Below are 23,658 nucleotides of genomic sequence, written 5' to 3'. Positions count from 1 at the left end.
CATGAGGGGCGGCGGCAGCCGAGAGGAAGGCGAGGCATGAGTGACGATCAGGTGCTGACCGGGCCGGCTACCCAGACCCGGCGGGCCCTGCTCACCGGAGCGGGTGCGGTCGGGGCGGCGGTGGTCCTGGCGGCCTGCGGCGGCGAGGATTCCGGCGACGGCTCCGCGCAGAGCAGCGGCGGGCCGGCCGTACCGAGCAGCGGCGACGCCGGCGGGGGTGACCGCCAGGGGGCGCAGTCGCTGGCCCGGACCTCGGACATCCCGGTCGGTGGCGGCATGGTCCTCCCCGCGCAGGGCGTCGTGATCACCCAGCCGACGCCGGGCGAGTTCAAGGGCTTCGACCCGATCTGCACCCACCAGGGCTGCCCGGTGACGAACGTCGACGGCGGCACCATCAACTGCACCTGCCACGGCAGCAAGTTCTCCATCGCCGACGGTTCGGTCAAGGCCGGGCCGGCCACCAAGCCGCTGGCGCCGAAGGACGTCAAGGTCACCGGCGACCAGATCTCCCTGGCCTGACCGGCCGCGCGGCCCGTGTCGCCGGCCGGGCTCGGCGGCCGGGTGGTGATCGACCCTGGCGGCGGCGGGCGGGGTGTCCGGGGGTACGGGACGCCGCGCGCCGCCGCAGCGCGGGTCGATCGACGCCGGCGCGGTCGGCTGGCGGGCGCACCCGGCCCGGCGTGCCCGCCGCGGCGACCGGGAAGCGTGTCGGGGGCGCGGACTAGGCTTGCTGCCGTGGCTGACCCCTCGACCTATCGTCCCGCACCGGGCACCATTCCGGAGTCGCCCGGGGTCTACCGCTTCCGCGACGGCACCGGCCGGGTGATCTACGTCGGCAAGGCGAAGAACCTGCGCAGCCGGCTCAACTCCTACTTCGCCGACCTGTGGGGCCTGCACCAGCGCACCCAGCAGATGGTCACCACGGCCGAGTCGGTGGACTGGGTCACCGTCGGCACCGAGGTCGAGGCGCTCCAGCTCGAATACACCTGGATCAAGCAGTACGACCCGCGGTTCAACGTTCGCTACCGCGACGACAAGTCCTACCCCTACCTCGCGGTCACCCTCGACGAGGAGTTTCCGCGCCTGCAGGTGATGCGGGGCGCCAAGCGCAAGGGGGTGCGCTACTTCGGGCCCTACTCGCACGCCTGGGCCATCCGCGAGACGCTCGACCTGCTGCTGCGCGTCTTCCCGGCGCGTACCTGCTCGGCCGGGGTGTTCAAGCGGGCCGGCCAGGTCGGCCGGCCCTGCCTGCTCGGCTACATCGGCAAGTGCTCGGCGCCCTGCGTGGGCAGCGTCTCCGCCGAACAGCACCGCGAGATCGTCGACGGCTTCTGCGACTTCATGGCCGGCCGCACCGACACCATGGTGCGCAGGCTCGAACGGGAGATGACCGAGGCCAGCGAGCAGTTGGAGTTCGAGCGGGCGGCCCGGCTGCGCGACGACGTCGCCGCGCTGCGCCGGGCGATGGAGAAGCAGACCGTGGTGCTCGGCGACGGCACCGACGCCGACGTGGTGGCGTTCGCCGACGACCCGCTCGAGGCATCCGTCCAGGTCTTCCACGTCCGTGACGGCCGGGTCCGTGGCCAGCGCGGCTGGGTGGTGGAGAAGACCGAGGACCTGACCACCGGTGACCTGGTGCACCACTTCTGCACCCAGGTCTACGGCGGCGAGCAGGGCGAGGCCGACGTGCCGCGCGAGCTGCTGGTGCCCGAGCTGCCCGCCGACGCCGACGCGCTGGCCGACTGGCTCTCCAGCCACCGGGGCAGCCGGGTATCCCTGCGGGTGCCGCAGCGCGGCGACAAGCGGTCGCTGCTGGAGACGGTGGCACGCAACGCCAAGGACGCGCTGGCCCGGCACAAGCTGCGCCGCGCCGGCGACCTGACCACCCGCGGCAAGGCGCTCGACGAGATCAGCGAGGCGCTCGACATGCGTACCTCCCCGCTGCGGATCGAGTGCTTCGACGTCTCGCAGATCCAGGGCACCGACGTGGTGGCCAGCATGGTCGTCTTCGAGGACGGCCTGCCGCGCAAGAGCGAATACCGCCGGTTCATCATCCGGGGCGCAACCGACGACCTCTCCGCGATGTCCGAGGTGCTGCGCCGCCGGTTCGCCCGCTACCTCGACGCCCGGGCCGAGACTGGCGAGGTGGGTGTGGAGTCCGCCGACGACCCGGACGCCCCCGCCGGGCAGGCCGGCCCCGACGAGCCCCGGGTGGGCGCGCTGGTGGATCCGACCACCGGCCGGCCCCGCAAGTTCGCGTACCCGCCGCAGCTGGTGGTGGTCGACGGCGGCGCACCCCAGGTCGCCGCGGCCGCGCAGGCGCTCGCGGAACTCGGCATCGACGACGTCGCGCTCTGCGGGCTGGCCAAGCGGCTGGAGGAGGTCTGGCTGCCCGACGACGAGTTCCCGGTCATCCTGCCCCGCACCTCCGAGGGGCTCTACCTGCTGCAACGGGTCCGCGACGAGGCGCACCGGTTCGCCATCACCTTCCACCGGCAGCGGCGCTCCAAGCGGATGACGGAGTCAGCGCTGGACAGGGTCCCCGGGCTGGGGGAGGTGCGGCGCAAGGCCCTGCTGCGGCACTTCGGGTCGCTCAAGCGGCTCTCCGCCGCCACCGTCGAGGAGATCACCGAGGTGCCGGGCGTGGGCCGCCGGACGGCCGAGGCCGTCCTGGCCGCGCTCAACGGCGACGACACCGCGAAGGCGCCGTCGACCGACTGACCGCGCCGCCGCCCGGGTGGCCGGTCCCGGGGGAGAAACCACACCAGGTCGGCGAGGCGGCGGTATCAGCGTGCGGTCGGATACCGCCGTATCGCCGAGACGGAGTCGATCACGGCGCCGGACGCGGTCAGGCTGAGGTGTCGGCGAGCACGGCGAGGATCTGCTCGCCGTACTTCGCCAGCTTGTTCTCCCCGACACCGCTGACCCGGGACAGCTCGGCCAGCGACCCGGGCGCGTCGGTGGCGATCTGCCGCAGGGTGGCGTCGTGGAAGATCACGTACGCCGGCACGCCCTGCTCCTTCGCGGTGGCGGCCCGCCAGGCGCGCAACCGCTCGAACACCCCGGCGGCGGCCGGGGTGAGCTCGGCGACGACGGTTGCCGCCCCGCGTGGCTTGGCTGACCGCGGCGCGGCGACCCGCTCCGGCTCGCGTCGCATCATCACCGTACGGCGGCGGCCCAGCACCTCGGCGCTGGCGTCGGTGAGCACGAGCGTGCCGTAGTCGCCCTCGACCGCCAGCAGGCCCTCGGCCAGCAGTTGCCGGACCACGCCCCGCCACTCGGCCTCGCGCAGTTCGCCGCCGATGCCGAACACGGTCAGCGAGTCGTGGCCGTACTGGGTGACCTTGTCGGTGGCCCGGCCGAGCAGGATGTCGATGCAGTGCCCGGCGCCGAAGCGCTGGTTGCGCTCCCGGTCGAGCCGGAACACCGTGGAGAGCAGCTTCTGCGCCGCCACCGTGCCGTCCCACGACTCGGGCGGGCTCAGGCAGGTGTCGCAGTTGCCGCACCCGGTCGTCATCGGTTCGCCGAAGTAGTCCAGCAGTTGCGCACGGCGGCAGCGGACCGTCTCGCAGAGCGCCAGCATCGCGTCGAGGTGGGCGGCCAGGTTGCGACGGTGGGCCAGGTCGCCGTCGGAGGTCTCGATCATCTTGCGCTGCTGCACGACGTCCTGGAGGCCGTACGCGAGCCAGGCGGTCGACGGCAGGCCGTCCCGGCCGGCCCGGCCGGTCTCCTGGTAGTAGCCCTCGACCGACTTGGGCAGGTCCAGGTGGGCGACGAACCGGACGTCCGGCTTGTCGATGCCCATCCCGAAGGCGATCGTCGCCACCATCACCAGGCCGTCCTCGCGCAGGAACCGCTGCTGGTTGGTGGCGCGGGTGGCCGCGTCCAGACCGGCGTGGTAGGGCAGCGCCGGGATGCCGTTGGCGGTGAGGAACTCGGCCGTCTTGTCGACCGAGGCCCGGGAGAGGCAGTAGACGATGCCGGCGTCGCCGGGGTGCTCGTCGCGCAGCAGGCTCAACAGCTGCTTGCGCGGCTCCCGCTTGGGCACGATGCGGTACTGGATGTTGGGCCGGTCGAAGCTGGCCACGAAGTGCCGGGCGTCGGCGAGCTGCAACCGGGTGGCGATCTCGGTGCGGGTGGCGCTGGTGGCGGTGGCGGTCAGCGCGATCCGCGGCACCCGGGGCCAGCGCTCGTGCAGCATCGACAGGGCCAGGTAGTCCGGCCGGAAGTCGTGCCCCCACTGCGCCACGCAGTGCGCCTCGTCGATGGCGAACAGGGCGATCTCGCCCCGGTCGAGCAGCTGCTGCACCCCACGGGTGCCGAGCGCCTCGGGGGCGAGGTAGAGCAGGTCCAGCTCGCCAGCGAGGAACGCCGCCTCGACCCGGCGGCGGGCGTCGAGATCCTGGGTCGAGTTGAGGAACCCGGCCCGCACGCCGACCGCGGTCAGCGCGTCGACCTGGTCCTGCATCAGCGCGATCAGCGGCGAGACCACCACCGCCACACCCGGGCGGACCAGCGCCGGGATCTGGTAGCACAGCGACTTGCCGCCCCCGGTGGGCATCAGCACCAGCGCGTCGCCGCCGGCCACCACGTGCTCGATCACCTCCTGCTGGAAGCCGCGGAAGGCGTCGTAGCCGAACACCCGGCGCAGCACCCCGAGCGGGTCGGCGGTGCGCAGGTCGGTGGGGGAAGCCATCCGCGGATTCTACGAGCGGCCGCCGACACCCGGCCGGCCCGCGCCGCCCGGGCGCGCCGGGCGGAGCCGGACACCGGGGACACCCCGGGACGGGCGTACGCCGGGCCCGTCGGCCGGGCGGGATAGAGTCGCTGATTGACCAGTGCGCGACCGGGGACGCCCGGCCGCGGCACCACGGCTTGGGGGTAGGGGTGAGCGAGGCGGGTACGGCCGAGGAGCGGGGCGGCGTCCCGGCGGGGATCGCCGGGCAGCCCGCGCCGGCGGAGTCGGACACCACCCTGGTGGTGGTCACCGGCCTCTCCGGGGGCGGCCGCAGCACGGTGGCCCGGGCGCTGGAGAACGTCGGCTACTACGTGGTGGACAACCTGCCGCAGGCGCTGATGCTCGACATGGCCGAGCTCGCGTTCAAGGCGGGCGGCGCGGCCCGGCGTACGGCGATGGTGCTGGACGTCCGGTCGCGGGCGTTCTCCACCGACCTGGCCGGGGCGATCCGGGAGCTGAAGGAGCGCGGCTTCTCGCCCCGGGTGGTCTTCGTCGACGCCGACGACGAGGTGCTGATCCGCCGGTTCGAGAGCGTCCGCCGGTCGCACCCGCTGCAGGGCGACGGGCGGCTGGCCGACGGCATCGCCGTCGAGCGCGGCCTGCTGGAGGAGGCCCGGGACCAGGCCGACGTGATCATCGACACCAGCCACCTGAACGTCAACCAGCTGCGCCGGCGGATCGAGGAGCTGTTCGGCGGCGAGGACGCCCGCCGGTTGCGGGTCACCGTGCTCTCCTTCGGCTTCAAGTACGGCCTGCCGCCGGACGCCGACTTCGTGCTCGACGCCCGTTTCCTGCCCAACCCGTACTGGGTGCCGGAGCTGCGCGAGCACACCGGGCGGGAGGAGGCGGTCAGCTCGTACGTGCTCGGCCAGGAGGGCGCGGACACCTTCGTGGCCTCGTACGCCGACCTGGTCAACGCCACCACCACCGGCTTCGAGCGGGAGGGCAAGCGCTACCTGACCGTGGCCGTGGGCTGCACCGGCGGCAAGCACCGCAGCGTGGCGATCGCCGAGGAGCTGGCCGCCCGGCTGCGGCAGTCCGGCCTCGCCGCCAACGCCCAGCACCGGGACCTGGGGCGGGAATGACGACGACGAAGGTGGTCGCCTTCGGCGGCGGGCACGGGCTGTCCGCGTCGCTGCGCGCGCTGCGCCGCTGCGCTCCCGAACTCGACCTCGACATCACCGCGGTGGTCACGGTCGGCGACGACGGCGGCTCCAGCGGCCGGCTGCGCGCCGAACGGGGTGGCCTGCCCCCGGGTGACCTGCGCCAGGCGCTGGTCGCGCTGGCCGGCGACCACCCGGCGACCCGGCGCAGCGCCGGGCTGTTCCAGCACCGCTTCGCCGCGGCGCCCGCCGACGGCGCCGGTCCGGCCGACGGGCTGGCCGGGCACGCGGTGGGCAACCTGGTGCTCTGCGGGCTGATGGAGCTGCTCGGCGACCCGGTGGCCGCGCTGGAACACGCCGGCGCGATGCTCGGAGCGGTGGGCCGGGTGCTGCCGATGTCCTGCGAGCCGGTGGGCATCGAGGCGCGGGTGCGCGGCGTCGACCCGGACCGCCCGGACGAGGTGCGTACCGTCGCCGGCCAGCACCAGGTCGCGGTGACCGCCGGCCGGGTCGAGTCGCTGCGGCTCACCCCGGCCGCGCCGCGGGCCTGCCCGGAGGCGGTCGCCGCGATCGGCGCGGCGGACTGGCTGATCTTCGGACCGGGCAGCTGGTTCACCAGCGTGCTGCCGCACCTGCTGGTGCCGGAGCTGGCCCGGGCAATCGTCGGCAGTCCGGCCCGCCGGCTGGTCACCCTCAACCTCGCCGCGGAGAAGGAGACCCTCGGGCTCTCGGTCGCCGACCACCTCGCCGCGCTGCGCTGGTACCTGCCGGAACTCAAGGTCGACTTCGTGCTGGCGGATTCCAAGGCGGTGGGTGACCCCGAACCGGTCGAACGTGCGGCAGAATCGCTGGGTGCCCGACTGGTCCTCGCCCCCGTCGCGGTCACCGACGGCACTCCCCGTCATGATCCGGCCGCCCTGGGCGCCGCACTGGTGCCCGTCCTGGGCGCCGATCGTTAGACACGTACGTAATCTCCGGCGACACGCCGGAACCGGGTCCGTGAGGGGACGCACAATGGCGATGACGGCCGCGGTCAAGGACGAGCTGAGTCGGGTCGACGTGCCCAAGCCCTGCTGCCGGCGGGCGGAGATGGCGGCGCTGCTGCGCTTCGCCGGCGGGCTGCACATCGTCTCCGGTCGGGTGGTGGTGGAGGCGGAACTCGACACCGGGGCGGTGGCCCGGCGGCTGCGACGGGAGATCGCCGAGGTCTACGGCTACCCCAGCGAGATCCACGTGCTCGCCTCAGGCGGGCTGCGCAAGGGCAGCCACTTCATCGTCCGGGTGGTCAAGGACGGCGAGGCGCTCGCCCGGCAGACCGGCCTGCTGGACGTGCGCGGCCGGCCGGTGCGCGGGCTGCCGCCGCACGTGGTCGCGGCGAACGTCTGCTGCGCGGTCTCGGCCTGGCGCGGCGCGTTCATGGCGCACGGCTCGCTGACCGAGCCGGGCCGCTCCAGCGCGCTGGAGATCACCTGCCCCGGCCCGGAGTCGGCGCTCGCCCTGGTCGGCGCGGCCCGGCGGATCGGCATCACCGCCAAGAACCGCGAGGTTCGCGGGGTGGACCGGGTGGTGGTCAAGGACGGCGACGCGATCGCCGCGCTGCTCACCCGCATCGGCGCGCACTCCAGCGTGCTGGCCTGGGAGGAGCGCCGGGTGCGCCGCGAGGTGCGGGCCACGGCGAACCGGCTGGCCAACTTCGACGACGCCAACCTGCGCCGCTCGGCGCGCGCCGCGGTCGCCGCCGCCGCCCGGGTCACCCGGGCGCTGGAGATCCTCGCCGACGACGCGCCGAACCACCTCACCTCGGCCGGCCGGCTGCGGCTGGAGCACCGGCAGGCCTCGCTGGAGGAGTTGGGCGCGCTGGCCGACCCGCCGCTGACCAAGGACGCCATCGCCGGCCGGATCCGCCGGCTGCTGGCGCTCGCCGACAAGCGCGCGCGGGACCTGGGCATCCCGGATACCGAAGCGGCCGTCACGCCCGACATGCTCGTGGTCTGATAGGACGGTGAGGCGTCGCGGTGGCGAGCGATCACCACCCGACGCAGCGCGCCGCCGCGTGCTCGGATAAGGTCGCTGCGTACGGCAAGGGGGCCGGCACCGGTTCTCCTCGCCGTTCTCACCGCCTCGGGCGGTCAGGTCTCCACGACCGCGGCGGGGTGGCCGAGATGAACCGTCAACGGCCGGCTCCAACGGTCGGCGCACACCACTTCGCCGGCTGTGATCCCACGCCGGCGGACAGAACGCGAGGAGATGGGACCTGTGACCATCCGGGTTGGCATCAACGGCTTCGGCCGGATCGGCCGCAACTTCTTCCGGGCAGTGCTGGCGTCCGGCGCTGACGTCGAGGTCGTGGCGGTCAACGACCTGACCGACAACGCGACGCTCGCCCACCTTGTCAAGTACGACAGCATCCTGGGCCGCCTCCCGCACGAGGTCAAGGCGACCGCCGACGAGATCACCGTGGGCGGCAAGACCATCAAGGCGTACGCCGAGAAGGACCCGGCGAAGCTGCCGTGGGGCGAGGTCGGCGCGGACGTGGTCATCGAGTCCACCGGCTTCTTCACCGACGCCACCAAGGCCAAGGCGCACATCGACGGCGGGGCCAAGAAGGTCATCATCTCCGCGCCGGCGAAGAACGAGGACGTCACGGTGGTGATGGGCGTCAACCAGGACCAGTACGACCCGGCCAAGCACACCATCATCTCCAACGCCTCCTGCACCACCAACTGCCTCGCCCCGATGGCGAAGGTCTTGCATGACACGTTCGGTATCCAGCACGGCCTGATGACCACCATCCACGCGTACACGCAGGACCAGAACCTGCAGGACGCGCCGCACAAGGACCTGCGTCGGGCCCGGGCCGCCGCGCTGAACATCGTGCCGACCTCGACCGGCGCGGCGAAGGCGATCGGGCTGGTGCTGCCGGAGCTCAAGGGCAAGCTGGACGGCTACGCGCTGCGGGTGCCGATCCCCACCGGGTCGACCACCGACCTGACCGTGACCCTCAACCGGGAGACTACGGTCGACGAGGTCAACGCCGCGATGAAGGCGGCCGCCGACGGGCCGCTCAAGGGCATCCTGGTCTACAACGAGGACCCGATCGTCTCCACCGACATCGTGACCGACCCGGCGTCGTGCATCTTCGACGCGCCGCTGACCAAGGTGGTCGGCAACCAGGTCAAGGTCGTCGGCTGGTACGACAACGAGTGGGGCTACTCGAACCGCCTGGTGGACCTGGTCAAGCTGGTGGGTCAGTCGCTGTGAGCATCCGGACCCTCGACGACCTGCTCGCCGAGGGGGTGTCGGGTCGGCGCGTGCTGGTGCGCGCCGACCTGAACGTCCCGCTCGACAAGCAGACCGGCGACATCACGGACGACGGCCGGATCCGGGCCGTGCTACCCACCCTGAGCGCGCTGACCGGGGCCGGCGCGAAGGTGGTCGTCTGCTCGCACCTGGGCCGCCCCAAGGGCTCGCCCGACCCGCAGTTCAGCCTCCGGCCGGTGGCCGGGCGGCTCGGTGAGCTGCTCGGCGCCCGGGTGCACTTCGCCACCGACACCGTCGGCGACTCCGCCCGGTCCACCGTGGACGCGCTCGCCGACGGCGAGGTGGCGCTGCTGGAGAACCTGCGCTTCAACGCGGGCGAGACCAGCAAGGACGACGCCGAGCGGGGCGCCTTCGCCGACCAGCTCGCCGCGTTCGGCGACGCCTACGTCGACGACGCGTTCGGCGCGGTGCACCGCAAGCACGCCAGCGTCCACGACGTGCCGGCCCGGCTGCCGCACGTCGCCGGCCGGCTGGTGCTGCGCGAGGTGGAGGTGCTCTCCACGCTCACCGGCGACCCGGCCCGCCCGTACGTGGTGGTGCTCGGCGGCTCCAAGGTCTCGGACAAGCTGGCCGTGATCGAGGCGCTGCTGCCCACGGTCGACCGGCTGCTCATCGGCGGCGGCATGTGCTTCACCTTCCTCAAGGCCCGGGGCCACGAGGTGGGCAGCTCGCTGCTCGAGGAGGAGATGGTCGAGACCTGCCGCAACCTGATGGAGCGCTCCGGCGGGAAGATCCTGCTCCCGGTCGACGTGGTGGCCGCGGACGCGTTCGCCCCGGACGCCGCGCACGACACCGTGCCGGCCGACGGCATCCCCAGCAAGCGGGTCGGGCTGGACATCGGCCCGGAGACGGTGGCCGGGTTCACCGCCGCGCTCAAGGGCGCGAAGACGATCTTCTGGAACGGCCCGATGGGCGTGTTCGAGATGCCGGCCTTCGCCAACGGCACCCGCGGGGTCGCCGAGGCGATCGCCAAGTCCGACGCGTTCACCGTGGTCGGTGGCGGTGACTCCGCGGCCGCGGTGCGAGCGCTGGGCCTGGACGAGTCGTCCTTCGGGCACATCTCCACCGGCGGCGGCGCCTCCCTGGAATACCTCGAGGGCAAGACCCTCCCCGGCATCGCGGCCCTGGAGAACTGATGGCGAGCACCACCCGCCGGCCGCTGATGGCCGGCAACTGGAAGATGAACCTGAACCACCTCGAGGCGAACCTGCTGGTGCAGAAGCTGGCGGCCAGCCTCAACGAGAAGCAGCTGGGCGAGGTCGAGACGGTGGTGCTGCCGCCGTACACCGACCTGCGGACGGTGCAGACCGCCGTGGACGGCGACAAGCTGCTGATCGGCTACGGCGCGCAGGACCTCTCGCCGTACCCGTCCGGTGCGTACACCGGCGACATCTCCGGCCCGATGCTGGCGAAGCTGGGCTGCACGTACGTGGTGGTCGGGCACTCCGAGCGGCGGGCCTACCATCACGAGGACGACGCGATCGTCAACGCGAAGGTGCAGGCCGCGCTGACCCACGGGCTGACCCCGATCCTCTGCGTGGGGGAGGGGCTGGAGGTCCGCGAGCGGGGCGAGCACGTGCCGCACTGCTGCGACCAGCTCGACGCCGCGCTGAACGGGCTGACCCCGGACCAGGTCACCAAGGTCGTGATCGCGTACGAGCCGGTGTGGGCGATCGGCACCGGCAAGACGGCGACCCCGGAGGACGCCCAGGAGGTGTGCGGCGCGGTCCGCACCCGGCTGGTCGAGACCTTCGGTCAGGCCACCGCTGACCAGGTCCGGATCCTCTACGGCGGCTCGGTCAAGGCGTCCAACGTCGCCGCGATCATGGGGCAGCCGGACGTGGACGGCGCGCTGGTCGGCGGGGCGAGCCTCGATGCCGAGGAATTCGCGCAGATCTGCCGGTTCCCGGAGCACATCGCCCGCTGATCGCTCGCTATCCTTGACTCCGCCCGTCCGCCGGTCGGTGCCGCGTGCCCGACCTGCCGGGCGAGGATCGCTACGAGAGGACTGACCCCAGCCATGCCGATCTGGTTCGCATACACGTTGATCGTGTTGCTGATCATCACGAGCATCCTGCTCACCCTGCTGATCCTGCTGCACCGAGGTAAGGGTGGTGGGCTGTCGAGCATGTTCGGCGGCGGCGTCAGCTCCAGCCTGGCGGGGTCGTCGGTGGCCGAGAAGAACCTGGACCGCTACACCGTTCTGGTGGGCATCGTCTGGTTCGCCTGCATCGTCGGGCTCGGCCTCTGGCTCCGGCTGCAACTCAGCGCCGGCGCCTGAGCAGCCCGTCGAGTCGTACAATCTGCGCGCGGTCCGTCCCCGACGGGCCGCGCGCAGTCCGTTTCACCCCCCGCTGCACCGCGTCGCCCGCCGCCACCTGAGCGGCGGTCCCCTCCGACGACAGGAGCGAGCAGCCGTGCCGAACGGCCACGTCATCCGGGGTTCCCGGATCGGGTCCGCACCCGAACGCCCCGCCGAGCGCTACGAGCCGGCGCCCTGCCGGCCGGTCGCCTACTGGTGCCGCAACGGGCACCACACCGAGGTCCGGATCGCCGCCGAGGCGGAGGCGCCCCCGGTCTGGGACTGCCCGCGCTGCGGCTTCCCCGCCGGGCAGGACGCGCAGAACCCGCCCGGCCGGGCACGGTCCGAGCCGTACAAGACCCACCTGGCCTACGTGAAGGAACGGCGCACCGACGCCGAGGGCGAGGCCATCCTGGCCGAGGCGCTCGCCGCGCTGCGCCGCCGCCGCGGCGCCGGCTGAACGCGACCCGCCCCACCCGGATCCGCCGGCGAACCCGGTCGGATCCGCCGGCGCGCCCGCTCGGGCCGCCGCCCGGCTCAGCGCAGGCTGCGCAGCCGGGCCGGCACGTCGGCCGCCGCGGCCCGGTCCAGCAGCCAGAGGGTACGGCCGGTGCCCTGCACTCCGGCCGCCGGCAGCTGCACCGGCCCCGCCCCGACCAGCGCCATGCCCACCGCGTGGGCCTTGTCCGCCCCGCTGGCCACCAGCCAGACCTCCTCGGCGGTGTTGATCGCCGGCAGGGTGAGGGTGGTGCGCACCGGCGGCGGCTTCGGGCTGCCCCGCACGGCGCTCACCGGCCGGCTCTCGTAGTGCACCGGGTGCTCGGGGAAGACCGAGGCGACGTGCCCGTCCTCGCCGACGCCGAGCAGCAGCACGTCGAAGTGGGGGAGCAGCGCCGTGCCCGGCCGGGCCGCGGTGGCCAGTTCGGCGGCGTACCGGGCGGCCGCCTCCTCCGGATCGGCGCCGGCCGGGCCGTCGGACGCCGGCATCGGGTGGATCCGGGCCGGGTCCAGCGGCACCGCGTCCAGCAACGCCGCCCGCGCCATGGTCTCGTTGCGCTCCGGGTCGCCGGCCGGCAGGAACCGCTCGTCGCCCCACCAGACGTCGACCCGGGACCAGTCCACCGCGTCCCGGGCCGGTAGCGCCGCCACCGCCCGGTAGACCGCCGCGGCGATCCGTCCGCCGGTCAGCACCATTGCCGCCTGACCCCGCGCGGCCTGCGCGTCGAGCAGCCGCACCACCAGCCGGGCCGCCACCGTCTGCGCCAGCAGTTCGGCGTCGGCGTGGACGGCGACACTCGCCTCACTCATTCGTCGTGCCTTCGCTTCCCGACCGCCGCGCGGTCGCTGTCCGTGGTGCCCGAGGGGGCCGTACGCCGGCCGTCGGGGCGCTCAGTGCTCGGCGCTCGTGCCGGCGTGCGCGGTGACGCCCGCCTCGGCCCGCTGCGCGGTGGCCGGGTCCTTCCAGACGTGCACCCGCTGGGCCGGGCGCTGGTCCAGGCCGGTCAGCCCGGCGGCGGCGCCGAGCGCCTCCGCGTACACCTGGTCGGCGTCGAGCCGGCGCAGCTCCTCGGCCAGCTCGTCGCCGAGCGGCCGGCGGACCAGCGGCAGGTTCCGGTCGTCCTGCCCGGACCGCCGGAAGGTGGCCATGCTGTCCTCCCGGGTCAGCGTCAGCTCGTCGCCGTTGGCGCAGCGCAGCTGCACCTCGCGCATCCGGGGGTACTGGTCGGTGGTCTGCCAGCGCGGGCTGATGCCCAGCCGGCTGCCCAGCCAACCGATCATCAGCCCGGCCGTCGGGTCGCTGCCCGGCGCGACCACGGTGGCCTCGGTGACCCGCGCCTGGGTGGTGTCGAACGCCCCGGCCACCAGCGTGCGCCACGGGGTGATCCGGGTCCAGGCCAGGTCGGTGTCGCCCGGGGCGTAGTCGAGGGCGCGCTGCCGCAGCGCCTCGATCGGGTCGGCGGCCTGCGCGGTGTCGGTGATCCGCCGGTCGGCCACCACGCCGAGGAAGTCGGTGGCGATCTCGGCCGGCGGCTCACCGTGCCACCAGGTCACCACCGGCACGTCCGGCACGAGCAGCGGCATCACCACCGACTCGGCGTGCAGCGCGAGCCGGCCGTACATCCGGGTGACCACCGCCTCGCCCGGGCCGAGCCGCCCGCCGACGACGATCTCCGCGTCCAGCCGGTTGCGTTCCCGCTCGACGTCCGAGCGGACCACCACGATCAGCCGGCACGGGTGGGCGGCGGAGGCGATGGTCGCCGCCGCCTCCGCCTCCCGGACCCGCTTCTCGTCCACCACCACGATCAGCGTGAGGGCCATCCCGCTGGCCACCCCGCCGGCGCTGCGACGCTCCGCGGCGAGCGCCTTGACCACCTCGTTGCCGGTGGTGTCCCACAGGCCGATCACTGGAGCCTCCTGGTCCGCCCGCGCCCGGCGTCCGCCGCGCTGAGCCTGATGATTCGCTCGCTCCGCTCGCTCATGCCCGCCGCCAGGCCCGGCCCTCGCGGGCCAGCATCTCGTCGGCCGTCCGGGGACCCCACTCGCCGGCGCGGTAGGGCTCCGGCTTGGTGCCCGCCCAGGCCTGCTCCAGCGGGTCCACCACCTGCCAGCTCTGCTCGACCTCGGCGGCGTCCGGGACGAGGGTGCGGTCGCCGATCAGCACGTCCAGCACCAGCCGCTCGTACGCCTCCGGGCTGGACTCGGTGAACGCCTCGCCGTACTGGAAGTCCATCGCGATGTCGCGGACCTCCATCGTGGTGCCCGGCACCTTGGAGCCGAACTTCAGCACCACGCCCTCGTCCGGCTGCACCCGGATGACCAGCTGGTTGTTGCCCAGCGACTCCATGTCGGCCGGGTTGAACGGCAGGTGCGGCGCCTTCTTGAACATGATGGCCACCTCGGTGACCCGCCGCGGCAGCCGCTTGCCGGCCCGGATGTAGAACGGCACCTCGGCCCAGCGCCGGTTCTGGATGCCCAGCCGCACGGCCACGTAGGTCTCGGTGGTGGAGTTCGGTGGGACCCCGTCCTCGTCGAGGTAGCTCACCGCGCGCTGGCCGCCCACCCAGCCCGGCAGGTACTGGCCGCGCACGGTGTCACGGGAGACGTCCCGGGGCAGGGTGATGGCCTTGAGCACCTTCAGCTTCTCGGTCCGGATCTCGTCGGCGTCGAAGCTGGTCGGCTCCTCCATCGCCACCAGCGCGAGCAGCTGGAGCAGGTGGTTCTGCAACACGTCGCGGGCGGCGCCGGCGCTGTCGTAGAAGCCCGCCCGGGTGCCGATGCCGACGTCCTCGGCCATGGTGATCTGCACCGAGTCGACGTACTTGGAGTTCCACAGCGGCTCGAACAGGTTGTTGGCGAAGCGCAGGGCGAGGATGTTCTGGACCGTCTCCTTGCCCAGGTAGTGGTCGATCCGGAAGACGTCCTCCCGGGTGAAGACGTCGTCCACCAGGTCGTTGAGCGCCTTCGCCGAGGGCAGGTCGTGGCCGAACGGCTTCTCCACCACCACCCGGCGCCAGCCGCCGGACTTGGCGTTGTCGGCCAGCCCGGTGCGGGCCAGCTGCTTGAGCACCACCGGGAAGGCGGCCGGGGGGATGGAGAAGTAGAAGGCCGCGTTGCCGGGGATGCCGTGCGTCTGACGCAGCTCGTCCAGGGTGGCGGCGAGGTGGTCGAAGGCGGCGTCGTCGTCGAACGAGCCGCCGACGAACTTGATGTTGCCGGCTAGCCGCGCCCAGACCTCCTCCCGCCACGGGGTACGGGCGTGCTTGCGGGCCGCCTCGCAGGCCAGCGTCTCGAAGTCGCCGTCGCCCCAGTCCCGGCGGGCGAACCCGAGGACCACGAACCCCGGCGGCAGCAGGCCTCGGTTGGCGAGGTCGTACACCGCCGGGAGCAGCTTCTTCCGCGCCAGGTCGCCGGTGACGCCGAAGATCACCAGAGCGCACGGCTCCGGGATCCTCGGCAGCCGCCGGTCCTGCGGGTCGCGCAGCGGGTTCACGCCGCCTCCTCGCTCCGCTCGGTCCACGTCGTTCATCGTCACGCCCGCAGCGCCCCGACCGCATCGAGCAGCTGGGCCAGCCCCGCCGACCGGTCGGTCAGGTGCAGCCGCAGCACCGGGCGGTCCCGGCCGGCCAGCGCCTGCCGGTCGCCGGTGGCCTGCGCCGCCTGCAGCTCGCCGAAGGTGTACGGCTTGCCCGGCACCGGCAGGTCGTCGGTGACCGCGCCGGTGAGCTGGAGGTAGCGGCCGACCTGCGGGCCGCCCTTGTGGTACTGGCCGGTGGAGTGCAGGAACCGGGGACCCCAGCCGAAGGTGACCGGGCGTCCGGCGGCGCCGGCGAGCAGCGGCCGCAGCCGGGCCGCGTCGGCGTCGGCGAACCGGTCGAGGTACGCCATCACCGCCAGGTAGCCGTCGTCACCCAGCCCGTCGACCAGCCAGCGCAGCGCGCCGGCCAGGTCGCCCGGGGCGCCCGCCGGGGCGTACACCTCGATCGCGCCCTCGGTGAACGACGGCGTCTCCGCCGGCGGTCCGGAGGCCAGGATCTTGTTGGTGTTCTCCTTGCTCTCGGTGACGTTCGGCTGGTTGAACGGGTCGATGCCGAGCACCACGCCGGCGACCGCGGTGGCGTACTCCCAGGTCAGGAACTGGGCGCCGAGCGGGCCGTTGACCGCCACGTCCGGGGCGGCGCCGCCGCCGGGCACGTCACCGGCGCCCAGCGCGCCGCCGTAGGTCACGGTGAGCACGTCCGGCCCGGTGGCGCCCGGGCTGTCCGGCGACTCGACCACGACCGGCAGGATGCCGACCCCGGCCTTGCCGGTGGACTCGGCGATCAGCTGCTCGGCCCAGTCGCCCAGCCCGTCGATGCCGGTGCCGTCGGCGACCAGCGCGATCTTGTCCCGGCCCGTGGTGGCCGCCGCCCCGAGGGCGGCGCCGAGCGCCAGGCCCGGATTGTCCCGCTCCCGGCCGAGCGCGTCGGAGAGCGCCTCCGCCTCGTCCAGCAGCTCGGCCACCTCGACCCCGGCCAGCGCGGACGGGACCAGCCCGAAGGCGGTCAGCGCCGAGTAGCGGCCGCCCACGTTCGGGTCGGCCAGCACGGTCATCGCGCCCATCTCGACGGCGGTCTGCTCCAGCGGCGAGCCCGGGTCGGTGACGATGACGAAGTGCCGGCCGGCCTCCGCCTCGGTCATCCCGGCGTCGAGGAACGCCTGCCAGTACGCGCGGCGGTGGCTGTCGGTCTCCACGGTCGACCCGGACTTGCTGGCCACCACCACCACGGTCCGCTCCAGCCGGTCGGCCAGCGCGGCCCGCACCTGCCCCGGGTCGGTGGTGTCGAGCACGGTCAGCTGCTTGCCGAGGGTCCGCGCGATGACCTCGGGAGCCAGCGAGGAGCCGCCCATCCCGGCGAGCACCACGTGGTCCAGGTCGGCCAGCTCCGCCTTCAGCTCGGCGAGCTGGGGGAGCAGCTCGCGGCTGCGGCGGTGGGTGTCCACCCAGCCGAGGCGGATCTTCGCCTCGGCCTCGGCGTCCGGGCCCCACAGCGTGGCGTCCTTCCCGGCCAGCCGGCCCGGTACGCCGTTGGCCACCAGCGCCTGCCGGGTGGAGGCGGGGGCCGACCGGTCGACCGCGTCCGCCCCGTGCACCGCCATCCCGGCGGCCGCCTCGACCGGCCCCGCCAACAGGTCGCTCATGCCGCCGCCTCGCTTCGCTCGGCGGCGCCGTGACGCTCCGCCGCACTGAGCTGATGGTTCGCTCGCTGACGCTCGCTCACGCGTTACCTCCCGCCTGCTGCGCGGCCTGGGCGTTGCCCTTGGCGGCCTGGCCGGGGTGGCTGGTGCCCTGCCCGGCGGCCGCCAACGACTTGCGTACGCCGTCGATCAGCTCCAGCCAGCTGGCCTCGAACTTCTCCACGCCCTCGCGCTCCAGCACGGCGATCACGTCGGTCATGTCGACGCCCACCGCCGCCAGGTCGGTGAAGACCTGCCGAGCCTCGTCGTACGAGCCGGTGATGGTGTCCCCGCGGGTCTCGCCGTGGTCGGCGTAGGCGTTGATGACCGGCTCCGGCATGGTGTTGACCGTGCCGGGGGCGATCAGCTCCTCGACGTAGATCACGTCCCGGTAGTCCGGGTTCTTGGTCGAGGTGGAGGCCCACAGCGGCCGCTGCGGGTGCGCCCCGGCGTCGGCCAGGGCCTGCCAGCGGTCGGAGGAGAAGACCTCGCCGTAGCGCTCGTACGCCAGCTTGGCGTTGGCGATCGCGGCCTTGCCGCGGAGCGCCTTGGCCTGGTCGGAGCCGATCTTCTCCAGTCGCTTGTCCACCTCGGTGTCGACCCGGGAGACGAAGAACGAGGCGACCGAGCCGATCTTGGACAGGTCGTGCCCGTTCGCCCTGGCCTGCTCCAGGCCGGCGAGGAACGCCTCCATCACCTGCGAGTAGCGGTCCAGCCCGAAGATCAGCGTCACGTTGACGCTGATCCCCTGGGCGAGGGTCGCGGTGATCGCCGGCAGGCCCGCCTCGGTGGCGGGGATCTTGATGAAGAGGTTGGGCCGGTCGACCAGCCACCACAGCGCCCCGGCCTCGGCGACGGTCTTCTCCGTCTCGTGGGCCAGCCGGGGGTCCACCTCGATGGAGACCCGGCCGTCCACGCCGGCGCTCGCGTCGTACGCCGGCCGCATCACGTCACAGGCCCACCGCACGTCGTACGTGGTGAGCAGGCGGACGGCCTCCTCGACGTCCACCCCACGGATGGCGAGGTCCTTCAGCTGCCAGTTGTACTCGTCCGCGTCACTTAGGGCCTTCGCGAAGATGGTCGGGTTGGAGGTCACCCCGACCAGGTGCTTCTCCCGGCGCAGCCCGTCCAACCCGCCGGAGCTCAAGCGGGTCCTCGAAAGATCGTCGAGCCAGACCGCCACACCCGCGGCGCTGAGCTCTCCCAGCCTGTCCGTCATGCCGTCCACGCTCCCTCAGTTGCCGGTCGTGTTACCGGTGATGTCGCCCACCCGGGTCAGGGCCGCGTGCGCGGCGGCCACGATCCGGTCGGGGGTGAACCCGAACTGCTCGAAGAGCACGGAGTGCGGGGCGCTCGCGCCGTAGTGCTCCAGGCTGACGGTCTCGCCGCAGTCGCCGACGATCGCGCGCCAGGACATGTCGATGCCCGCCTCCACGCTCACCCGTGCCTTTACCCCGCGCGGCAGCACCGACTCCCGGTACGCCTCGTCCTGCTCGTGGAACCACTCCTGGCAGGGCATGGACACCACCCGGGTGGGGGTGCCGTCGGCCTCCAGCCGCTCCCGCGCGGTCAGGCAGAGCTGCACCTCGGAGCCGGTGCCGACGATGATCACCTGGGGCTTGCCGGTGGACGCCTCGGCCAGCACGTAGCCGCCCTTCGCCACGCCCTCCGCGCCGGCCAGCGTCGACCGGTCGAAGGTCGGCAGCGGCTGCCGGCTGAGCGCCAGCGCGGTCGGCCGGTCGGTGTGCTCCAGCGCCTGCCGCCAGGCCCACGCCGTCTCGTTGGCGTCGGCCGGGCGGACCACGTCCAGGCCGGGGATGGCCCGCAGCGCGGTCAGGTGCTCCACCGGCTGGTGGGTGGGGCCGTCCTCGCCGAGGCCGATCGAGTCGTGCGTCCAGACGTAGGTCACCGGCAGCTTCATCAGCGCGGCGAGTCGCACGGACGGCCGCATGTAGTCGCTGAACACCAGGAAGGTGCCGCCGTACGGGCGGGTCCCGCCGTGCAGCGCGATGCCGTTGAGGATCGCGCCCATGGCGTGCTCGCGGATGCCGAAGTGCAGCGTGCGGCCGTACTCGTGGCCGGGGAAGTCCTTGGTGGCGTGGGTGGCCGGGATGAAGGACGGCTCACCCTTCATCGTGGTGTTGTTGCTCTCGGCCAGGTCGGCCGAGCCGCCCCACAGCTCGGGCAGCACCGGCGCGAGCGCCTCCAGCACCTTGCCGGAGGCGGCCCGGGTGGCGATGCCCTTGGCGTCGGCCGGGAACTCCGGCAGCGCGTCGGCCCAGCCCTGCGGCAGCGTCCGGGTGGCCATCCGCTCCCAGAGCGCCCGGCGCTCCGGGTTGGCCTGCGCCCAGGTGTCGAACGCCCCGGTCCACGCGCGCTGGGCCTCCGCGCCGCGCTCCATCACCTGCCGGGCGTGCGCGAGCACCTCCTCGTCGACCTCGAAGGTCCGCTGCGGGTCGAAGGCGAGGATCTGCTTGGTGGCGGCCACCTCGTCGGCGCCGAGCGCGGAACCGTGGATCTTGCCGGTGTTCTGCTTGTTCGGCGCGGGCCAGCCGATGATGGTGCGCAGCGCGATGAAGGAGGGACGGCCGGTCTCCGCCTTCGCCGCCAGCAGCGCCCGGTGCAGCGCCTCCACGTCCTCGTGGTAGTCGCCCTGGTCGGCGTCGCCGCGGCGCCAGTCGACCGTCTGCACGTGCCAGCCGTACGCCTCGTAGCGGGCCGCCACGTCCTCGCTCTTGGCGATCCGGGTGTCGTCCTCGATCGAGATCTCGTTGTCGTCGTAGATCACGCAGAGGTTGCCCAGCTGCTGGTGCCCGGCGAGCGCGCTGGCCTCGTGGCTGATGCCCTCCTCGATGTCACCGTCCGAGGCGATGCACCAGATGTCGTGGTCGAAGACGGAGGCGCCCGGCTCGGCCTCCGGGTCGAACAGGCCGCGCTCGCGGCGGGCCGCCATGGCCATGCCGACCGCGTTGCCGAGGCCCTGCCCGAGCGGCCCGGTGGTGGTCTCCACGCCGGGGGTGTGCCCGTGCTCCGGGTGACCCGGGGTGAGCGAGCCCCACTGCCGCAGCGACTTCAGGTCCTCGAGGGCCAGCGGGTAGCCGGAGAGGAAGAGCTGGATGTAGAGGGTGAGGCTGGAGTGGCCGGCGGAGAGCACGAACCGGTCCCGGCCGGGCCAGTTCGGGTCGGCGGGGTTGTGTCGCATGACCCGGTTGAAGAGCAGGTAGGCCGCGGGCGCGAGGCTCATCGCGGTGCCCGGGTGACCGTTGCCGGATTTCTCCACGGCGTCCATGGCCAGCACGCGGACGGTGTCGACGGCCCGGCGGTCGAGGTCGGACCAGTTCAGTGCGGGGTGCTCGGGTCGGTTGGCAGCCACGATGGTTGTGCTCCTCGGCAGATGGGCGGAACCCTCACTGGTGACCCTATCGAGCGGTCCTAAACGTCCGCCCGGGGATCTCTGCATGCTGGTCTGTACGGGTCCGGGAGGATCGGCGTTCGATCCCGGCTCCGCCGTCGCGGTGTGACGCCCCGCACCGTTGCCGGGTCGGCCGGGCAGCCAAAACGACAGCGCGTAGTGTGTGGGGCGGTGTGTGGACCCGACCCGGGCCCGGCCGACCCGACCCCCCTGCCGACGCCGGAAGGTGGCAATCCGTGAGCATGATCACCGACCGCCCCGTCAGCACCCCTGCCGGGCAGCCGGTGCGCGCGGGGGCGCAGGAGGCGGTCGCCGCGCGGCGGGACGTCCGGGCGGTGCTGGCGGCGTACGTCTCGCTCACCAAGCCCCGGATCGTCGAGTTGCTGCTGGTCACCACGGTGCCGGCGATGATGCTCGCGGACGGTGGCATGCCGTCGCTCTGGCTGGTCGCCGTGGTGCTGGCCGGCGGCTCGCTCGCGGCCGGCGCGGCCAGCGTCATCAACTGCTACATCGACCGGGACATCGACCAGCTGATGCGGCGCACCAAGCGCCGCCCGCTGCCGGCGCACACGGTGACCCCGCGCAACGCGCTGATCTTCGGATTGGTGCTGGCCGTGGTCTCGGTCGCGCTGATGGCCGTGTTCACCAACCTGCTGGCCGCCGGGCTCACCCTGGCCGCGATCGTCTACTACGACCTCGTCTACACCCTCTGGCTCAAGCGCACCACGACGGCGAACACGTTCTGGGGCGGCGCCTGCGGGGCGGCGCCGGTGCTGATCGGCTGGGCGGCGGTGACCGGGTCGCTGGCGCCGGCGGCGTGGGCGCTCTTCGCGGTGGTCTTCTTCTGGCAGATGCCGCACTTCTACCCGCTGGCGATGAAGTACAAGGACGACTACGCCCGGGCCGGCATCCCGATGCTGCCGGTGGTGGCCTCCGCCCGCCGGGTGAACGCCGAGATCATCATCTTCGCCTGGCTCACCGTGGCGTCGTCGCTGGCGGTCTGGCCGCTGGGGATGAGCCTGATCTACGGGGTGCCCACCCTGGTCGTCGGCACCATCTTCCTGGTCGAGGCGCACAAGCTCGCCCGCCGGGTGGCTCGGGGCCAAGCGGTCAAGCCGATGCGGCTGTTCCACTGGTCGACGACCTACCTGACCATCCTGTTCGCGGCCGTCGCGCTGGACGCGCTGATCTGACCCGCGGCCGGCCCGGCGACGTCGACGTCGGGGCTTTCCGGCCGGCCCGTCCCTTGGCGGCTCCTTGTCGCGAGCCGGCGCGGTGGTTCGACAAATCATCATCATGGATGAGTTGTCCGAGTTTAGTGTCACAACGGAGAAACTTTCGGCATGAGTCTGACCGGCTCAACCTGAGTCGAGTCGGGGTGGTTTGCCGGGCCACTATGCAAGGCGAAGTCCGGATATAACCGGTCAAACCGCCTTTGGTTCTCCTTAAACCTCGAGGTAATTGGCATCACAAAAGCTTCACGGTTCTCGCCCACCCGGGTGGAAGTCTGCTTAGGCTTCGCGTCATGGCAGATGGTTCCGATACGACGCTGACGGCCGAGCAGACCGCCTCCGAGCAGGCCCCCAACGGCCTGGTCGCGGGGATCAAGTCGTTCGCCGCCGGACACGGCGGGGCGAAGGCGGTCATCGAGTACGTCGGCAAGCGGGGCGCACGCATCGTCCTGGTGGGCGCGGACGGGGCGTGGGGCGACCAGTTCGCCGACGACACCGTCGTCGCGCGGCAGGCCTGCGCCAAGGCGGGGGTCACAATCGAGAACGCCTGGGAGCGTGAGCTGATGGACCAGATGCGTCCGAGCAACGACCTCTGGCGGTCGATGGCCCGACGCACGATGGCTCGCTGACCTTGACCGACCACCACCAGTCGACCCGGGGGGAACCCCGGGTCGCTCTCGTCACCTGCACCGACCTGCCCGACCTCGACCCGGACGACCGGCTGGTGCTCGCCCCGCTGGCGCGGCACGGCGTGGCCGCCGAGCCGGTGGTCTGGGACGACCCGGCCGTCGACTGGGCCGGCTACGACCTGGCCGTGCTGCGGTCCCCGTGGGACTACGCGCTGCGCCGCGACGAGTTCGTCGCCTGGGCCGCCACGGTGCCCGCCCTGGCCAACCCGGCCGACGTGGTCCGCTGGAACACCGACAAGCGCTACCTGGCCGAACTCTCCGCGGCCGGGGTGCCGACCGTGCCCACCTCCTGGGTCGCGCCGGGGGAGGGCTGGCAGCCGCCCGCCGACTCCGGCGAGTACGTGGTCAAGCCGGCGGTCAGCGCCGGCAGCCAGGACACCGGCCGGTACGACCTGGCCGATCCGCAGCACCGGGAACTGGCCGTGGCGCACGTCCGGCGGCTCTCCGCGGCGGGACGGGTGACCATGGTCCAGCCGTACCTGCGCGCGGTGGACACCGCCGGCGAGACGGCACTGCTCTTCCTGGCCGGCCCGGACGGCCTGGCGTTCAGCCACGCGATCCGCAAGGGCCCGATGCTCACCGGCCCGGACCTGGGCGTGGAGGGGCTCTACAAGGCCGAGGAGATCAGCGCGCGGACCGCCACCGAGGAGCAGTTGGCGGTGGCGGAGAAGACCCTCGCGGCGGTGCCGGGTGGCGCGGAGCGGCTGCTCTACGCCCGGGTCGACCTGATCCCCGGCGCGGACGGCGCCCCGGTGCTGGTCGAGCTGGAACTGACCGAGCCGTCGCTCTTCCTCGGCCACGCCGACGGCGCCGCCGAGCGCCTGGCCGCCGCCATCCGCACCCACCTGACCCGCCGGCCCTGACCGGGCCCTGACCCGCCGGCCCACCCGGCACCGAGCACCACCCACCGGCCCCGCCGGTCCGCCCACGGACCGCGGGGCCGACTTCCGGTTGCGCCCCGGGCTCCGGCCAAGATCCGCACAACATCCCGGACGTAGTGGCCTCAGTGGCGCGGGAGACCACTCCTTCCCTGAAGTTGCGCGGATCTCGCTTGGAAGTCGGGGCTCCCGGGTCAGACACCCCAGGAGCTGAGGTGTCAAGCAGCAGTGGGTAGGGCGGTGCGGTGTGACCAGGCGGTGGCCTGGT

The 23,658-nt window shown here is 73.1% G+C and carries 20 protein-coding genes; 13 read left to right on the top strand and 7 right to left on the bottom strand.

The genetic code is table 11. The features are described from left to right. The first annotated feature begins 36 nt into the window (after nt 1–36). Together ACVCAH_RS11305 and uvrC are read left to right on the top strand one after the other, a co-directional pair. Nucleotides 37–519 carry a Rieske (2Fe-2S) protein gene (locus tag ACVCAH_RS11305; RefSeq protein ID WP_447136032.1) on the top strand — a complete coding sequence of 161 codons (483 nt, stop codon included), beginning with the start codon at nt 37–39 and terminating at the stop codon, nt 517–519. Nucleotides 520–735: 216 nt separating this feature from the next. After that, a complete protein-coding gene (gene uvrC / locus ACVCAH_RS11300) occupies nt 736–2,721 on the top strand; it encodes an excinuclease ABC subunit UvrC (protein WP_447136031.1) in 1,986 nt (661 codons plus the stop codon). A gap of 127 nt (nt 2,722–2,848) precedes the next feature. Here the strand turns inward: uvrC and recQ are convergent, their stop codons facing one another. Beyond that, on the bottom strand, nt 2,849–4,696 hold the full coding sequence (recQ, locus tag ACVCAH_RS11295) for a DNA helicase RecQ (protein WP_447136030.1): 1,848 nt from the start codon (nt 4,694–4,696) through the stop codon (nt 2,849–2,851). A 239-nt stretch (nt 4,697–4,935) separates the two neighbouring features. Between recQ and rapZ the strand changes: the two genes are divergently transcribed. The 8 genes from rapZ to ACVCAH_RS11255 all read left to right on the top strand — a co-directional run bounded on the left by rapZ (nt 4,936) and on the right by ACVCAH_RS11255 (nt 11,924). Next, entirely contained in the window at nt 4,936–5,823 is an 888-nt protein-coding gene (gene rapZ, locus ACVCAH_RS11290) for an RNase adapter RapZ (RefSeq protein WP_447136221.1), read from the top strand. Continuing rightward, a complete protein-coding gene (locus tag ACVCAH_RS11285) occupies nt 5,820–6,800 on the top strand; it encodes a gluconeogenesis factor YvcK family protein (protein WP_447136029.1) in 981 nt (326 codons plus the stop codon). Before rapZ ends, ACVCAH_RS11285 begins: the two co-directional genes overlap by 4 nt. A 55-nt stretch (nt 6,801–6,855) precedes the next feature. Beyond that, a complete protein-coding gene (whiA, locus tag ACVCAH_RS11280) occupies nt 6,856–7,836 on the top strand; it encodes a DNA-binding protein WhiA (protein WP_076467662.1) in 981 nt (326 codons plus the stop codon). 261 nt (nt 7,837–8,097) lie between these two features. Next, nucleotides 8,098–9,102 (top strand): type I glyceraldehyde-3-phosphate dehydrogenase, encoded by a 1,005-nt coding sequence (gene gap / locus ACVCAH_RS11275; protein ID WP_447136028.1) that lies wholly within the window; start codon nt 8,098–8,100, stop codon nt 9,100–9,102. Further along, nucleotides 9,099–10,298: a phosphoglycerate kinase gene (locus ACVCAH_RS11270; protein ID WP_447136027.1), complete on the top strand. Its 1,200-nt coding sequence runs from the start codon at nt 9,099–9,101 to the stop codon at nt 10,296–10,298. The genes gap and ACVCAH_RS11270 overlap by 4 nt, the downstream gene beginning before the upstream one ends. After that, nucleotides 10,298–11,089 (top strand): triose-phosphate isomerase, encoded by a 792-nt coding sequence (gene tpiA / locus ACVCAH_RS11265; RefSeq protein ID WP_447136026.1) that lies wholly within the window; start codon nt 10,298–10,300, stop codon nt 11,087–11,089. The genes ACVCAH_RS11270 and tpiA overlap by 1 nt, the downstream gene beginning before the upstream one ends. A 93-nt stretch (nt 11,090–11,182) precedes the next feature. Next, a complete protein-coding gene (gene secG, locus ACVCAH_RS11260; RefSeq protein ID WP_447136025.1) occupies nt 11,183–11,443 on the top strand; it encodes a preprotein translocase subunit SecG in 261 nt (86 codons plus the stop codon). Between the two features lie 136 nt (nt 11,444–11,579). Beyond that, a complete protein-coding gene (locus ACVCAH_RS11255; RefSeq protein WP_447136024.1) occupies nt 11,580–11,924 on the top strand; it encodes an RNA polymerase-binding protein RbpA in 345 nt (114 codons plus the stop codon). A gap of 77 nt (nt 11,925–12,001) precedes the next feature. On the opposite strand, the gene pgl is transcribed toward ACVCAH_RS11255, so the two are convergent. From pgl to tkt, 6 genes are all read right to left on the bottom strand, one after another. Continuing rightward, nucleotides 12,002–12,772: a 6-phosphogluconolactonase gene (gene pgl / locus ACVCAH_RS11250; protein WP_447136023.1), complete on the bottom strand. Its 771-nt coding sequence runs from the start codon at nt 12,770–12,772 to the stop codon at nt 12,002–12,004. An 81-nt stretch (nt 12,773–12,853) separates the two neighbouring features. Next, entirely contained in the window at nt 12,854–13,870 is a 1,017-nt protein-coding gene (locus ACVCAH_RS11245; RefSeq protein WP_447136022.1) for a glucose-6-phosphate dehydrogenase assembly protein OpcA, read from the bottom strand. 70 nt (nt 13,871–13,940) lie between these two features. Further along, nucleotides 13,941–15,491: a glucose-6-phosphate dehydrogenase gene (gene zwf, locus ACVCAH_RS11240; RefSeq protein ID WP_447136220.1), complete on the bottom strand. Its 1,551-nt coding sequence runs from the start codon at nt 15,489–15,491 to the stop codon at nt 13,941–13,943. 2 nt (nt 15,492–15,493) lie between these two features. Beyond that, nucleotides 15,494–17,143, bottom strand: coding sequence for a glucose-6-phosphate isomerase (locus ACVCAH_RS11235; RefSeq protein ID WP_447136021.1), 1,650 nt, complete (start codon nt 17,141–17,143; stop codon nt 15,494–15,496). A gap of 76 nt (nt 17,144–17,219) precedes the next feature. Then, nucleotides 17,220–18,398 carry a transaldolase gene (gene tal, locus ACVCAH_RS11230; protein WP_447136020.1) on the bottom strand — a complete coding sequence of 393 codons (1,179 nt, stop codon included), beginning with the start codon at nt 18,396–18,398 and terminating at the stop codon, nt 17,220–17,222. 15 nt (nt 18,399–18,413) lie between these two features. Further along, nucleotides 18,414–20,552, bottom strand: a complete 2,139-nt coding sequence (tkt, locus tag ACVCAH_RS11225) for a transketolase (protein WP_447136019.1) — start codon at nt 20,550–20,552, stop codon at nt 18,414–18,416. 275 nt (nt 20,553–20,827) lie between these two features. On the opposite strand from tkt, the gene ACVCAH_RS11220 reads away from it, so the two are divergent. From ACVCAH_RS11220 to ACVCAH_RS11210, 3 genes are all read left to right on the top strand, one after another. Then, the gene (locus ACVCAH_RS11220; RefSeq protein ID WP_447136018.1) at nt 20,828–21,784 is read left to right on the top strand and encodes a heme o synthase; all 957 of its coding nucleotides are present in this window, start codon (nt 20,828–20,830) and stop codon (nt 21,782–21,784) included. A gap of 332 nt (nt 21,785–22,116) precedes the next feature. Then, on the top strand, nt 22,117–22,452 hold the full coding sequence (locus ACVCAH_RS11215) for a hypothetical protein (protein ID WP_447136017.1): 336 nt from the start codon (nt 22,117–22,119) through the stop codon (nt 22,450–22,452). A 2-nt stretch (nt 22,453–22,454) separates the two neighbouring features. Beyond that, nucleotides 22,455–23,375: an ATP-grasp domain-containing protein gene (locus tag ACVCAH_RS11210; RefSeq protein WP_447136016.1), complete on the top strand. Its 921-nt coding sequence runs from the start codon at nt 22,455–22,457 to the stop codon at nt 23,373–23,375. Nucleotides 23,376–23,658: the final 283 nt, after the last annotated feature.

This window comes from Micromonospora sp. LZ34 (assembly GCF_052981855.1).
Note: the sequence above shows the minus strand (reverse complement) of the source record. Positions and strands in the feature narration are given on the sequence as shown.

Coding starts and splice junctions, on each gene's coding strand:
- ACVCAH_RS11305 (WP_447136032.1), top strand. CDS start 37: ATGAGTGACGATCAGGTGCTGACCGGGCCGGCTACCCAGACCCGGCGG.
- recQ (WP_447136030.1), bottom strand. CDS start 4,696: ATGGCTTCCCCCACCGACCTGCGCACCGCCGACCCGCTCGGGGTGCTG.
- ACVCAH_RS11285 (WP_447136029.1), top strand. CDS start 5,820: ATGACGACGACGAAGGTGGTCGCCTTCGGCGGCGGGCACGGGCTGTCC.
- whiA (WP_076467662.1), top strand. CDS start 6,856: ATGGCGATGACGGCCGCGGTCAAGGACGAGCTGAGTCGGGTCGACGTG.
- tpiA (WP_447136026.1), top strand. CDS start 10,298: ATGGCGAGCACCACCCGCCGGCCGCTGATGGCCGGCAACTGGAAGATG.
- secG (WP_447136025.1), top strand. CDS start 11,183: ATGCCGATCTGGTTCGCATACACGTTGATCGTGTTGCTGATCATCACG.
- pgl (WP_447136023.1), bottom strand. CDS start 12,772: ATGAGTGAGGCGAGTGTCGCCGTCCACGCCGACGCCGAACTGCTGGCG.
- zwf (WP_447136220.1), bottom strand. CDS start 15,491: ATGAACGACGTGGACCGAGCGGAGCGAGGAGGCGGCGTGAACCCGCTG.
- ACVCAH_RS11235 (WP_447136021.1), bottom strand. CDS start 17,143: ATGAGCGACCTGTTGGCGGGGCCGGTCGAGGCGGCCGCCGGGATGGCG.
- tal (WP_447136020.1), bottom strand. CDS start 18,398: ATGACGGACAGGCTGGGAGAGCTCAGCGCCGCGGGTGTGGCGGTCTGG.
- ACVCAH_RS11215 (WP_447136017.1), top strand. CDS start 22,117: ATGGCAGATGGTTCCGATACGACGCTGACGGCCGAGCAGACCGCCTCC.